This is a genomic window from Nocardioides caeni, assembly GCF_004912195.1.
GTDB lineage: Bacteria > Actinomycetota > Actinomycetes > Propionibacteriales > Nocardioidaceae > Nocardioides > Nocardioides caeni.
The window spans coordinates 135,904-148,468 of sequence record NZ_STGW01000001.1 but is presented as its reverse complement, the minus strand read 5'-3'; the positions used below and the strand labels follow the sequence as shown (position 1 = coordinate 148,468).

The 12,565-nt window shown below is 71.8% G+C and carries 14 protein-coding genes and 1 tRNA gene; 3 read left to right on the top strand and 12 right to left on the bottom strand.

The genetic code is table 11. From position 1 onward, the window contains the following. Window positions 1-118: 118 nt before the first annotated feature. The gene (locus E9934_RS00785) at window positions 119-1,507 is read right to left on the bottom strand and encodes a cystathionine beta-synthase (RefSeq protein WP_136560933.1); all 1,389 of its coding nucleotides are present in this window, start codon (window positions 1,505-1,507) and stop codon (window positions 119-121) included. 70 nt (window positions 1,508-1,577) lie between these two features. On the opposite strand from E9934_RS00785, the gene E9934_RS00780 reads away from it, so the two are divergent. Continuing rightward, complete coding sequence (locus tag E9934_RS00780) at window positions 1,578-2,639, top strand: SGNH/GDSL hydrolase family protein (RefSeq protein ID WP_136560932.1); 1,062 nt, start codon at window positions 1,578-1,580, stop codon at window positions 2,637-2,639. A 258-nt stretch (window positions 2,640-2,897) separates the two neighbouring features. Here the strand turns inward: E9934_RS00780 and E9934_RS00775 are convergent, their stop codons facing one another. From E9934_RS00775 to E9934_RS00765, 3 genes are all read right to left on the bottom strand, one after another. Beyond that, on the bottom strand, window positions 2,898-3,773 hold the full coding sequence (locus E9934_RS00775; protein ID WP_136560931.1) for a Bax inhibitor-1/YccA family protein: 876 nt from the start codon (window positions 3,771-3,773) through the stop codon (window positions 2,898-2,900). Window positions 3,774-3,885: 112 nt separating this feature from the next. Continuing rightward, entirely contained in the window at window positions 3,886-5,391 is a 1,506-nt protein-coding gene (locus tag E9934_RS00770; protein WP_158294877.1) for a cellulase family glycosylhydrolase, read from the bottom strand. Window positions 5,392-5,438: 47 nt separating this feature from the next. Beyond that, entirely contained in the window at window positions 5,439-6,152 is a 714-nt protein-coding gene (locus tag E9934_RS00765) for a class I SAM-dependent methyltransferase (protein WP_136560929.1), read from the bottom strand. Window positions 6,153-6,264: 112 nt separating this feature from the next. On the opposite strand from E9934_RS00765, the gene E9934_RS00760 reads away from it, so the two are divergent. Next, the gene (locus E9934_RS00760) at window positions 6,265-6,894 is read left to right on the top strand and encodes a ClpP family protease (RefSeq protein WP_136560928.1); all 630 of its coding nucleotides are present in this window, start codon (window positions 6,265-6,267) and stop codon (window positions 6,892-6,894) included. Next, entirely contained in the window at window positions 6,891-7,505 is a 615-nt protein-coding gene (locus tag E9934_RS00755; RefSeq protein ID WP_136560927.1) for a ClpP family protease, read from the top strand. The genes E9934_RS00760 and E9934_RS00755 overlap by 4 nt, the downstream gene beginning before the upstream one ends. Here the strand turns inward: E9934_RS00755 and E9934_RS00750 are convergent. The 8 genes from E9934_RS00750 to eno form a co-directional block, all read right to left on the bottom strand. Further along, window positions 7,487-7,807 carry a helix-turn-helix domain-containing protein gene (locus tag E9934_RS00750; RefSeq protein WP_136560926.1) on the bottom strand — a complete coding sequence of 107 codons (321 nt, stop codon included), beginning with the start codon at window positions 7,805-7,807 and terminating at the stop codon, window positions 7,487-7,489. The two genes, E9934_RS00755 and E9934_RS00750, sit on opposite strands and share 19 nt — an antisense overlap. Window positions 7,808-7,874: 67 nt before the next feature. Then, a tRNA-Leu gene (locus E9934_RS00745) sits at window positions 7,875-7,949 on the bottom strand. A 14-nt stretch (window positions 7,950-7,963) separates the two neighbouring features. After that, entirely contained in the window at window positions 7,964-8,518 is a 555-nt protein-coding gene (locus E9934_RS00740; RefSeq protein ID WP_136560925.1) for a peptide deformylase, read from the bottom strand. Then, complete coding sequence (locus E9934_RS00735) at window positions 8,515-9,048, bottom strand: glycine cleavage system transcriptional repressor (protein ID WP_136560924.1); 534 nt, start codon at window positions 9,046-9,048, stop codon at window positions 8,515-8,517. The genes E9934_RS00740 and E9934_RS00735 overlap by 4 nt, the downstream gene beginning before the upstream one ends. A gap of 33 nt (window positions 9,049-9,081) precedes the next feature. Beyond that, entirely contained in the window at window positions 9,082-10,014 is a 933-nt protein-coding gene (locus E9934_RS00730; protein WP_202977141.1) for a Ppx/GppA phosphatase family protein, read from the bottom strand. An 11-nt stretch (window positions 10,015-10,025) separates the two neighbouring features. Continuing rightward, entirely contained in the window at window positions 10,026-10,571 is a 546-nt protein-coding gene (locus E9934_RS00725) for a DUF501 domain-containing protein (RefSeq protein WP_136560923.1), read from the bottom strand. After that, window positions 10,568-11,167 (bottom strand): FtsB family cell division protein, encoded by a 600-nt coding sequence (locus tag E9934_RS00720; protein ID WP_136560922.1) that lies wholly within the window; start codon window positions 11,165-11,167, stop codon window positions 10,568-10,570. Before E9934_RS00720 ends, E9934_RS00725 begins: the two co-directional genes overlap by 4 nt. A gap of 25 nt (window positions 11,168-11,192) precedes the next feature. After that, complete coding sequence (gene eno / locus E9934_RS00715; protein WP_136560921.1) at window positions 11,193-12,470, bottom strand: phosphopyruvate hydratase; 1,278 nt, start codon at window positions 12,468-12,470, stop codon at window positions 11,193-11,195. Window positions 12,471-12,565: the final 95 nt, after the last annotated feature.

The following is a 12,565-nucleotide window of genomic DNA, read 5'->3' as shown; positions in this document are numbered from 1 at the left end:
GTCGTGGTGACAGTCAGGGTGCCTGCGGCGCATCTGCGCATCGTCGGGATCTCCCGCGCATGACGTAGGACACCCTACAAGCGGGCCACGGGGCCCGCTCAATCATCGAGGAAGTGGGTCAGCCGCGAGCGAGGAAGAGCAGCAGGTCGTGGCGCGTGAGTACGCCGACCGGCTTGCCGTCCTCGTGGACGAGCACCGCGTCCGCCGACTCGAGCAGCGGCACCGCGTCGGTCGCGTCCTCCGTGGAGCCGATGGTCGGCAGGGCCGGTGACATGTGCTGCTCGACGGAGTCGGTGAGGCGCGCCTTGCCCGTGAAGAGGGCGTCGAGCAGCGCGCGCTCGGAGACGGAGCCGGCGACCTCGGCCGCCACGATCGGCGGCTCGGCCCGCACGACGGGCATCTGTGAGACGCCGTACTCCTGGAGGATGGCGACGGCCTCGGCGATCGTCTCGTTGGGGTGGGTGTGCACGAGGGCGGGCAGGCCCGCGGACTTGCCGTGCAGGACCTCGCCGATGGTCCGGGCCGGAGCGGGCTGGCCCGTGCTGAAGCCGTATTGGGCAAGCCAGTCGTCGTTGAAGACCTTGCTGAGGTAGCCGCGACCGGAGTCGGGCAGCAGGACGACGATGATCGCGTCGTGCTGGCCGGCCTCGGCGAGCTCGTGGGCGAGCTGGCGGGCGGCGAAGGCGGCCATCCCGGAGGAGCCGCCGACCAGCAGTGCCTCCTCGCGGGCCAGGCGGCGGGTGAAGGCGAAGGAGTCGGCGTCGGAGACCTCGATGACGCGGTCGGCGACGTCGCGGTCGTAGGTCTCGGGCCAGAAGTCCTCGCCGACACCCTCGACCAGGTAGGGGCGTCCGGTGCCACCGGAATAGACCGAGCCGGCCGGGTCTGACCCGACGACGACCACGGAGGGGTTCCGCTCCTTGAGGAAGCGACCGACGCCGCTGATCGTGCCACCGGTGCCCATGCCGGTGACGAAGTGCGTGATCCGTCCCTCGGTCTGGCGCCAGATCTCGGGGCCGGTCTCCTCGTAGTGGGAACGCGGGTTGTGCGGGTTGGAGTACTGGTCGGGCTTCCAGGCGCCGGGCTGGCTGGCGAGCCGGTCGGAGACGTTGTAGTAGGAGTCGGGGTGCTCGGGAGCCACGGCGGTCGGACACACGACGACCTCGGCCCCGTAGGCCTTGAGGACGTTGCGCTTGTCCTCGCTGACCTTGTCGGGGCACACGAAGATGCAGTGATAGCCCTTCTGCTGGGCGACCATCGCCAGGCCGACCCCGGTGTTGCCGGAGGTCGGCTCCACGATCGTGCCGCCCGGCTGGAGCGCCCCGGATGCCTCCGCGGCCTCGATCATGCGGGACGCGATGCGGTCCTTCACCGAGCCGCCGGGGTTGAGGTACTCGACCTTCGCGAGCACCAGCGGTCCGCCGGTCTCGGGCAGGTCGAGCGAACGGTTGAGCCGCACCAGCGGGGTGTTGCCGATGAGGTCGAGCAGCGAGTCGACGTACTCCATGCGCCCACCCTAAGGCTCGGTTGCTGAGGTGCGAGCGCAGCGAGCCTCGAAGCATCCGTAGTCTTGCGCCGTGAGCAAAGCCGGAGCCGCCCGCAAGCTCGCCGCCGCCGCGCTCTACGGCGGGGGCGGACTGTCCGCGCTCGGGGCCGGCCTCTACGGCGTCCTGACGGCCGAGGCGCGCCTGGCACGCAAGACCATCGGTCCCGCGCGCGACGAGCCGCCGCCGGACGCGACGGGCTGGTACGGCCGCGGCCGCCCGGGTCCGGCGATCAAGGTGGCGCTGCTCGGCGACTCCTCCGCCGCGGGCTACGGCTGCGAGCGGGTCGAGGACACGCCCGGCTCACTCATCGCGACGGCGCTGGCCGAGCACGCCGACCGCCGCGTCTATCTGCGTGAGTTCTGCGTCGTGGGCGCGAAGTCCTCGGACCTCGCCGCCCAGGTCGACCGGGCGCTGCTCGTCGAGCCCGAGGTGACGGTCATCCTCATCGGCGGCAACGACGTCACCCACACCGTGCGGCCGTCGCAGTCGGTGCGCGCGCTGTCCGAGGGCGTACGACGCCTGATCGCGACCGGCAGCACCGTGGTCGTCGGCACCTGCCCCGACCTCGGCACCGTCCAGCCGATCGCTCCCCCGCTCAAGCAGATCGCCCGCGCCTGGTCGCGCCGCTTGGCCGCCGCCCAGACCATCGCGGTCATCGAGGAGGGCGGCCGGACCGTGTCGCTGGGCGACGTCCTCGGCCCCGAGTTCGCCGCGGCGCCCGCGCTCCTCTTCGGCCCCGACCAGTTCCACCCCTCCGAGCAGGGCTACCGGGCGCTCGCCGGCGTCCTCATCCCCTCGGTGCTGGCGTCCCTCGAGCAGACGCCGGCGGAGGAGTCCGTGCTCGCCGCTGTCCGTGGCGAGGGCGTCCTGCCCATCACCCGTGCGGCCGTGCAGGCGGTCAACGAGCCGGGCACCGAGCTGGGCGGCACCGAGATCGGCGGCCGCCGTGCCGGCGTACGCGGCCTGTGGGTCGAGCTGCGCCACCGTCTGCCCCAACGCTTCGTCCCCGGCCAGGCCCCGGAGGAGTCCGAGAGCGCGGAGGCAGCGGAGACGGCCGCGCGGGCCGACTCACCCGAGACCGACGCCGACTGACCCGCTCGAGCCCCAACCACTACGTGTCGGCCGCGTCGTTGAGCAGGGCTGTAACACGTTGTTGGCCGATGTTCACGACCCGTGTCGGCGAATTCGCCGGCCGTACGGGTCGTCTACATCCGACACGGGCACCCCAGGCAGGCAGACAACGTGTTACAGCGCGACCGACCCGCCCCACCCCGCCGAGCGAACGACCTGCCACACGCAGAAGCGCCGCCCGGGTCGTCCCGGGCGGCGCTTCGCGCAGTCGTCAGACCATCAGTCGCTCTGGAGGATCGCGAGGATCCGGAGCAGGTTGGTGTAGATCCAGACCAGGCTGACGAGCAGGCCGAAGGAGGCCCGCCACGACTCGCGCTCGGGCAGTCCGGCCTGGATGCCCCTCTCGACGAAGTCGAAGTCGAGGATCAGCATGAAGACGCCGAGCACCAGACCGGCGATGGAGAACAGCAGGCCCACCGCGCCGAGCTCGAACAGTCCGAGGCCCGAGGTGAAGAGGCCGAGGACGACCTCCAGCAGGCTGAGGGCGACCATGCCGAACATGGCGGCGATGACGAACGTGCGGAACTTGTTGCCGACCTGGATGTTGAAGAACTTGTAGGCCGCGAGCGTCCCGCCGAAGGCCGCGAAGGTGCCCAGGACCGCCTGGATCACGATGCCGCCACCGAAGGCCATGTCGAACGACTTGCTCAGCGCACCGAGCGCCAGGCCCTCGGCGGCCGCGAAGGCGAGCACGAGGGCGGGCGAGATGTTGCGCTTGAACGAGTTGACCAGCGACAGCACGAACGCCAGGCCGCTGCCGATGAGGGCGCAGGCATAGAGGGCGCCGAGGCTCTGGTTGGCCTCGACCTCGTCCAGCCCGGGAGTGAGGACCCACGTCGCCGCGGCGACGGCGAAGACGACGGCGAGGGTGATGCCCGTCGACTGCACGACCGAGTCGATCGTCATCCGGCCGAGCGGCTGCGCGGGGGCGGGCGGCTGTCCGCCGGGCTGACCGTAGCCGGGGAGGCCGAAGCCGGGCTCGCCGAAGCCACGCTGCGCGGGCTGGCCGTAGGGCTGGTAGTTGCCACCGCCCTGGTGGGCGTGGGAGCCGTTGAACTCCTCCGAGCGCCGGAACACCGGGTTGTTGCTCTGCATGATCTCCTCCGCGGGCTGCGAGTCGGTCGGGGCGCCCAGTCTAGGCGCCTGATGCTGAGGTAACGCGTGGCGCTCCCCGATCGTTCCCGTGCGGTACCCGCACCCCCCGACTTCAGCGGGCGGTGATCCGGACGGTCACCTCGTCCCCCGGGGAGGCGGGCCGCACCCACAGGTGGGAGCCGTGGGGCGTCCAGGTCCCGCCGGTCACCTCGACGTCGTAGCCGTCGGGGTAGTGCAGCGGGCTGACGAAGATCTCGGTGGGCGCGTCGATGGCATTGGAGCGGTAGCGGTAGGTGAAGGCACCACTCTGGGCGTCGAAGTCGAGGGCGAGCGGCTGGCCGGCGGTCGCCTGCGGATAGGTCCGCACGAGCAGCCGGAGCTTGCCCTCCTTGACGGAGGAGAAGTCGGTGTCGTCGTGGAACATGCCCTGCGCATCGTCGGCGGTGGTCGGGTCCTGCCACTGCTTGTAGGCCCAGTGGCTCCAGCCCATCAGGTTGCGATCCGCGACGGCGGCGTCGATCTCGACGGCGCGCAGGTTGTCGGTGGCGCCCCACTCGCTCATCATCGGCGCGGCATTCATCGTCGCCGCCTGGGCGAGGGCGGTGTCGGTGCGCTCCTGGCTGAACTTCCAGCAGTTCTCGACGTTGCCGAAGGGCAGGCCCTGCGACTCCAGGAACACGTCCTGGCAGTAGTTGTGCCAGGAGTAGCCGAGCTGGTCCTCACCGGCCATCGCCTTGAGGTAGGTCGGCACCTGGCGCCCGGCGGCGAGCTGTTGCGGCTCCCACCAGATCAGGTTGTCGCCGTCGATCTGCCGGATCGCGCGGGTCACCTTCTCATAGGCCGGCTGCAGCTCCCTGGCATAGGAGCTCTGGCAGCCGCCGAGGAAGCAGGTCAGCCACTCCAGGCCCATCCACGGCTCGTTGATGAGGTCGTAGCCCATCAGGTAGGGCTGGTCCTTCCACCAGCCGGCTGCGACCTGCCACGCCTGCGCCCAGTGGTCGATCCCCCGGTGCTTGTTGGCCCAGAACTCGTCGAACACCAGCGAGTTCTCCGGCGTCCAGTAGCCCATCGGGAAGGGCAGGTTGATCGGCGGGAGCAGGTTGAGCAGCGCGGGGCGTCGCAGCGCCCAGTCGGGGACCCCCTCCCCGCCGTAGGTCTCGTGCCACTGGTCCTGGTGCATGTCGAGCTGCATCCAGATCCCGCGGTCGGCCAGCAGGTCCATGACCCGCTGCCAGCCGGCGCGGTAGGCCGGATCGCCGACGCCGGGCGCCTCGGGCGTGAGGCCGGCCCACAGCGTGCCGAGCCGCACCCCGTTGAAGCCGTGCTCCGCCAGCCACTCGGCGTCGGCCTCGGTGAAGCCCTCCGCCGTGTCCGGCGGGACGTAGGGGTCGAGCTTCCACACGAGGTTGAAGCCGTGGACGATCACGACCCGCCCCTGTTCGTCGACGAGCCAGCGGCCGTCCCGCCGCAGCTGCGGTACGTCGGACGCGGCCGCCGCAGGGCCGGGCTCGTCGGCGCGGGCGGTCGGCGCCGAGGTCAGTCCGAGCGCGGCGAGCAGCAGCGCGAGCACCAGGAGGAGCAGACGACGCGCGGAACTAGAACCTGTTGCAGGGAGCACGTGCGGCACCGTACCCCCCGCACGTGACCCACGTCACCCCGTGCAGCTCATCCCAGGCGTCGCCGCAGTCGCACGACGGTGTCGCGCACCGCCAGTGGACCGTCGGGGGTCTCCTGGACGCGGTCGGGGGTCTCCGCGACCGCGACCTCCCACGGGGAGTCCGCCGAGTCGGTGGAGTCGCCGGGGTCGACACCGAGCGCGGCGAGGACCCGGTCGGGCTCGAACAGCCGGCCCGCGCCGTGGTCGTGACGGGCGCCGGTCGCGACGTCCTCGGGGTGGTGTGCGGTCACGAGCAGCCGTCCGCCCGGGGCGACGGCTTCGGCGATGCCGCGGTAGACCTCGGCGAAGTCGGGCTCAGCCGGGTGCAGGAAGCTCACCGTGACGAGGTCGAAGGTGTGGCCGTGGGCCGGTCGGGGGTCGGCCATGGCGTCATAGAACCCGACCTTGATGTGGTCGTCGACCCCGGCGTCCAGCGCGTGCCTGGTGACGCGCTCCAGCGCCACCTCGGAGACGTCGACGGCGGTGACCTTCCAGCCCTGCCGGGCCAGCCAGATCGCGTCGCCACCCTCCCCGCAGGCCACGTCGAGGACGGTCCCCGGGGCGAGCTCGCTCGCCTGCTCGACCAGGCGCTGGTTGGGGCGACCGCTCCACACGCGGTCGCTGCCGCCGTACCGCTCGTCCCAGGAGGCGGCGGTCATCTCCTCGCGCTGCGCCTCGAGGGAGTGGTCGTGGTGGTGGCCGTGGCGGGTGTGTGCGGTCATGGGACAAGGGTGACAGTTCAGGTTGACCTGAAGTCAACTGCTCCCAGCAGCAGTCCTCTGCCCTCAGCAGGGCGGGCCGTCATCGCGGGCCGGACCGACGCACGCTGGCGTCATGACCGAAGCATCCGTGCGGCACTTCAGCGACCGCGTCCGCCATGACCTCCTCCAGCAGCGCGTCGTCGTCCTCGACGGCGAGCTCACCGACGACAACGGCCTCCTGCTGACCACCCAGCTGATCGGCCTCGCCCGGGAGAGTCCGACCACCGACATCGCGCTGTGGATCCACTCCCCCGGCGGCTCGGTCCCGTCGATGCTGGCCATCCGCGACGTGATGCGCCTGGTGCCCTGTGACGTCTCCACGCTCGCGATCGGCCTCGCCTGCAGCGCCGGGCAGTTCCTGCTCTCGGCCGGGACGCCGGGCAAGCGCCGAGCCCTGCCCCACGCCAAGATCCTGATGCACCAGGGGTCGGCAGGGATCGGCGGCACGGCCGTCGACATCGAGCTGCAGGCCGCCGACCTGCGCGACATGCGCGACACCGTGATCGGGCTGGTCGCCGAGGACACCGGGCAACCGGTCGAGCGGATCTTCGAGGACTCCCTGCACGACCGGTGGTTCACCGCCGAGCAGGCGCGCGACTACGGCTTCATCGACGAGGTCGTGTCGTCGTACGACGAGATCGCGCCGCTGCCCCCACGCGCGCTCGGCCTCGGCGGCTTCGCCGTGGCAGGAGGCGCGCGATGAGCAGCTACACGATCCCGCACGTCATCGCCCAGCACCCGCGGGGCGAGCGGGTCATGGACGTCTACTCCCACCTGCTGACCGAGCGCGTCGTCTATCTCGGCACGGCGATCGATGCCGGCGTCGCCAATGCGCTGGTGGCACAGCTGCTGTTCCTCGAGGCGGACAACCCGGACCGCGACATCCAGCTCTACGTCAATTGCGAGGGCGGCGACCCCAGCGCGATGCTCGCCATCCACGACACCATGCAGTACGTCCGCCCGCAGGTCGCGACCACCTGCGTGGGCCAGGCGATCGCGGTCGGTGCCGTGCTCCTGGCCGCGGGCGCACCGGGCAAGCGCGCGGCGCTGCCGCACGCCCGGGTGGTGCTGCACCAGCCGGCGGCGCAGGGCCGGGGCACGATCCCCGACCTGATCCTGCAGGCCGACGAGGTGGTGCGGGTGCGTGCCGACATCGAGGCGATCCTGTCGCGGCACACCGGCCAGTCGACGGCGACCCTGCGCGCGGACACCGACCACGACCGGGTCTTCACGGCGTCGGGCGCCCTGGACTACGGCCTGATCGACCAGGTCCTCGAGGAGCGGGAGCGGTCCGCTCAGGCCGCCATCGCGTAGGCCTGGCGCCCCTCGCGTCGCAGGTCACCGACCGGACGGAGCGTCACGAGGTCACGCGCGACACGGGTCGTGAGGTCGAGGAGGGTGATGCCGAGGGCACCGGCGACGGCCGCGATCATCTCGCTCGACGGCTCCTTGCGGCCCCGCTCGATCTCGGAGAGGTACTGCGGAGAGATGCCGGCACGCTCGGCGATCTCGGTCAGCGTCGCCCCTCGCTCCCGGCGGCGGCGGCGCAGCTCGTCCCCGACGAGCTCACGCCACAGGGGCTCCGTCGAGGGTGCGGGGTCCGGGGTCGCGGCCATGACTCATCGTAGGTCGGCCAGGACGGCGCCGGGCGCGGGCGACGGCGGGTTCTGCTGACAGCAGAAGTGCCCCCGGTGGGACTCGAACCCACACTGTGCCGCTTTTAAGGCGGCTTCCTCTGACCGGTTGGGATACGGGGGCGCGAAGGACGGGACCTACAAGTAGGTCTGGCGAGGATAGATCGCGTGCGCGCCGGCGGCTCGGTCCAGGAAGAGGAGCCCGTCGGTGTGGTCGATCTCGTGCTGCAGGGCGCGGGCCTCGAAGGCGTCGGTCGCGAACACGACCTCCTCCCCCGTGCCGGGGATCTGACCCCGCACGGTCAGGCGCGAGGCGCGCTTCACGTCGCCGGTGAAGTCGGGGACGCTCATGCAGCCCTCGCGTGCCTTCTCGTTGCGGCTGGACTCGACGATCTCGGCGTTGCAGAGGACGAAGGTGCCGTGCAGGGTCCGGGACTTGGGGTGCTCGGTGACGTCGACGCAGAACATCCTCAGCCCCACTCCGACCTGGTTGGCCGCCAGGCCGACACAGCCGGGGCTGACCCGCATGGTCGCCACCAGGTCGGCGGCGAGCTGCACGGTCTCCGGCGCGGTGGGGTCGACGTCGTCGCCGCGGGTGGACAACACGCCGGCCGGCGCGCGGACGACGTCGAGGACCCGGCCCTCGACGCCGAGCTCGGCCTCGGTCCAGGCCTGGACCCGCTCGCTGCTCACAGCTCGTCGGTGTCGACGGGGCGCAGCGTGGCCGTGACGCCGAGGCGCTCGGCGGCGGCGCGGATGCCAGCCGCGACCGCGTCGGCGTCGGCGTCGACCGGCAGGTCGAGCTCGGCGACCAGCAGGTAGAGCTCGCCCGCCAGGCGGGTCGTGAGGTCGGTGATGTTGCCGCCCGCCGATGCCACCTGGGCCACGACCTCCGACACGATGCCGGGGCGGTCGCCTCCGTGGACGGTGAGCACCCACGACGTACCGCCCGCTCCGGGCGTCGGCTCGTCGGACACGGGACGGACGGCGACGTCGAGATCGCCCCCGGAGCCGAGCCCGTCGAGGGACCGCTCGATGGCGCTGGCGTCGACGGCGCCGCGGCACAGCAGCATCATCGCGAAGTGACCGCGCAGCAGGGTCATCGTCGAGTCCTCGATGTTGAGGCCCAGTCCGGCCAGGCCGGCGGTGGTCTCGGCGATGATGCCGGGGCGGTCGTGCCCCAGCACGGTGACGGCGTAGAGGTCGGTGCTGTCGGTGCTCACCCCGCCATCATCCCAGCCCGGCGGGGCAGCCGATCAGCCGACCAGCGACCAGGCGATGCCGTCGAGGATGTCGGTCTCCGCGACGAGGACCTCGGGCACCGCGAGCCGGCCGAGGACGCCCGAGACGATGAGGGAGCCGGCGTCGATCACGTCGGCCCGGCCGGGATGCATCCAGCCGAGGGCCCGCCGCTCGGCGACGGTCATGCCGAGGAGCCTCCCGACAAGGCGCTGCACGTCGGCGACGGCGAGCCGGCGGCCGTGGATCAGCTCGCGGTCATAGGCCTCCAGTCCGAGGACGCCCGCGGCCATCGTGGTGTTGGTGCCGGCAACCGCGACCACCGTCATGGCCGCGGCCGGGTCGACCGGACACGAGGCGAGCGCGGCATCGATGTCGTTGACGATCGCCGCGATCTCCGGTTCGGTGACGGGGTCGTGCCGGACGTGGCGCTCGTGGAGCCGGACCGAGCCGATGTCCATCGAGTGGGCGAGCGAGGGGCCGGTGGTGGGGTCACCGAGGATGAGCTCGGTCGAGCCACCGCCGATGTCGACCACCAGCACCGGTCCGTCGACGGGGCCGACACCCGGCAGGCCGGCCACGCCCCGGATCGCGCCGTCGAAGGCCAGCCGCGCCTCCTCCTCGCCCGACAGCACCTCGGGGTCCACTCCCAGCCGCGTCCGTACGCCGGCCGCGAAGACCGCGGCGTTGGACGCATCGCGGGTGGCGGACGTCGCGCAGAAGCGGATCCGCTCGACCCCGGCGCGCCCGATCAGCGCGGCGTACTCGTCGAGCGCGACCCAGGCACGCTCCAGCGCCTCGTCGGCGAGACGGCCGGTGGCGTCGACACCCTGGCCGAGGCGGATCATCCTGCTCTCGCGGCGTACGCCCGCGGGATCGCCGACAGGGTCGCCGAGCAGGAGCTTGATGGTGTTGGTGCCGCAGTCGATGGCGGCGATCGGTGCGCTCACCGCCGACCGGGTCACTCGAGCCCCAGCTCGCGCGAACCCTCGGGCCAGGGCCACGGACCCTCACACACGCAGACGGCGCGATCGAAGCCGAGCAGCGCGAGCGTCTCGTCGCCGAGCGGGTTGACGCCGGGACCGGCGGCCAGCGCATGCCCGGCCAGCACGTGCAGGCACTTGACCCGGTCGGGCATGCCGCCCGCCGAGATGCCCTCGATCTCGGGGACGTCGAAGCCACCCTCAGCGGCGATGGCGGCGCGGTCGGCGAGGTAGGCATCGTGGGCGGCGCGGTAGTCGCTCGCCAGCTGGGGGTCCGTGCCCAGACGGTCCTGCATCAGGCGCATGACGCCGTTGCCCTCGAGCGTGCCGATGCGGGAGCTGATCCGCGGCGCCGTGAGGTAGTAGGTCGTCGGGAACGGCGTGCCGTTGGGCAGGCGCGGCTCGGTGGTGATGACGAGCGGCTTGCCACACACGCAGCGGTAGCCGACGGCGTGCACACCGCGCGCGGGTCGGCCCAGCTGGGCGGTGACGACCGCAGCGTCGGCGTCGGAGAAGTTGCTCACTCCTCGAGGTCCTCCTTCGGTGCGCGGATCTCGTCGGCCGGCACCGTGATCTCGGTCGGCGGGTCGCCGGCCACCTTCATCGACGTCCACGCGTCCTCGTACCAGACCGTGGCGTCGGGGTCGTCCAGGGTGTCCGGGTCCCCCAGCTCGGCGGAGGCGTCCAGCGGGTTGCCTTCGGCGTCGAGGACGACGTACGGCGTCTCGCCCCGGGCGACGTAGCCGAAGCGGGCGCGGGCCTGCTGGGCGACGTAGGCCGGGTCCTGCCAGCGCTCCTTCTCCTTCTTCAGCTCCGCGATGTCGCGCTGCCGGTCGTCGATCGTCTGCTCGAGCGACTCGATGCTCTCGCGCTGCTGCAGGTAGGCCCGCAGCGACGACGCATAGGACACGGCGAGGACAGCGAGGACCAGCACCAGGATCGCGGCCCGACTGGTCAGTCGTGACTTCTGCTGGTGCTCCGCGCGGGCCCGGGCCAGTGCGGCCTCCCGGTCACGGGCGGCCTGCTTGCGCTCGGCCTTGAGCCGCTCGGCGTACCGCGGCCCGGACCGCCCCTGATGGGGCTGCCCGGGCTTGCGGGACGACCGTCGCTGCGGGGCCATGGCGCCTTCCTGTGACCGTTCCGGATCAGCCCTGGTAGCGCGGGAAGGCGGAGGCGCCGGCGTAGCGGGCGGCGTCGCCGAGCTCGTCCTCGATGCGCAGGAGCTGGTTGTACTTCGCGACCCGGTCCGAGCGGGCCGGGGCACCGGTCTTGATCTGGCCGCAGTTGGTCGCCACGGCGAGGTCGGCGATCGTGGTGTCCTCGGTCTCGCCCGAGCGGTGGGACATCATGTTGCGATAGCCGGCCCGGTGGGCGAGGTCGACGGCGTCGAGGGTCTCGGAGAGCGAGCCGATCTGGTTGACCTTGACCAGCATCGCGTTGGCCTGGCCGCCGGAGATGCCGCGCTGCAGCCGCTCGACGTTGGTGACGAACAGGTCGTCGCCGACGAGCTGGGTCTTCGAGCCGAGCTCGTCGGTGATGGTCCTCCAGCCGTCCCAGTCCTCCTCGTCGAGCGGGTCCTCGATCGAGACGATCGGGTAGTTCGCGACGAGGTCGGCGTAATAGGCGGTCATCTCGGCAGCCGACTTGGGCTGGCCCTCGAAGGTGTAGACGCCGTCGGAGCAGAACTCGGTCGCGGCGACGTCGAGCGCGAGCACGACGTCCTTGCCGAGCTCGTAGCCGGCCCTGGTGACCGCCTCGGCGATCAGGTCGAGCGCGGCGCGGTTGGACTCCAGGCTGGGGGCGAAGCCGCCCTCGTCGCCGAGACCGGTCGAGAGCCCCTTCTCCTTCAGCACCGACTTGAGCGCGTGATAGACCTCCGAGCCGACGCGCAGCGCCTCGCGGAAGGTCGGGGCGCCGATCGGCGCGACCATGAACTCCTGGATGTCCACGTTGGAGTCGGCGTGGGCGCCGCCGTTGAGGATGTTCATCATCGGCACGGGAAGGACGTGCGCGTTGGGTCCGCCGACGTAGCGGTAGAGCGGCAGGTTGGCCGAGTCGGCCGCCGCGCGCGCCACGGCGAGCGAGACGCCGAGGATGGCGTTGGCACCGACCTTCGCCTTGTTGGGCGTGCCGTCGACGGCGAGCATGGTCTGGTCGATCAGGCGCTGGTCGTCGGCGTCGAGACCCTCGATCGCGGGGCCCAGCGTCTGGATGACGGCGTCGACGGCCTGCTGGACGCCCTTGCCGACGTAGCGCTCGCCGCCGTCACGCAGCTCGACGGCCTCGAAGGCTCCGGTGGAGGCGCCGCTGGGCACGGCGGCCCGGGCGAAGGACCCGTCATCGAGGAGGACCTCGACCTCGACGGTGGGGTTGCCGCGCGAGTCGAGGATCTCGCGGGCTCCGACGGCTTCGATCGCTGCCACGTGCTCTGCTCCTGGAAGTGCTGGGGATGGCCCGCCGGCAGGTTCGACCGCACTGTCGTACGTCGCCTGCGCGCCCGTGTCGTCCCGTCAGCCTA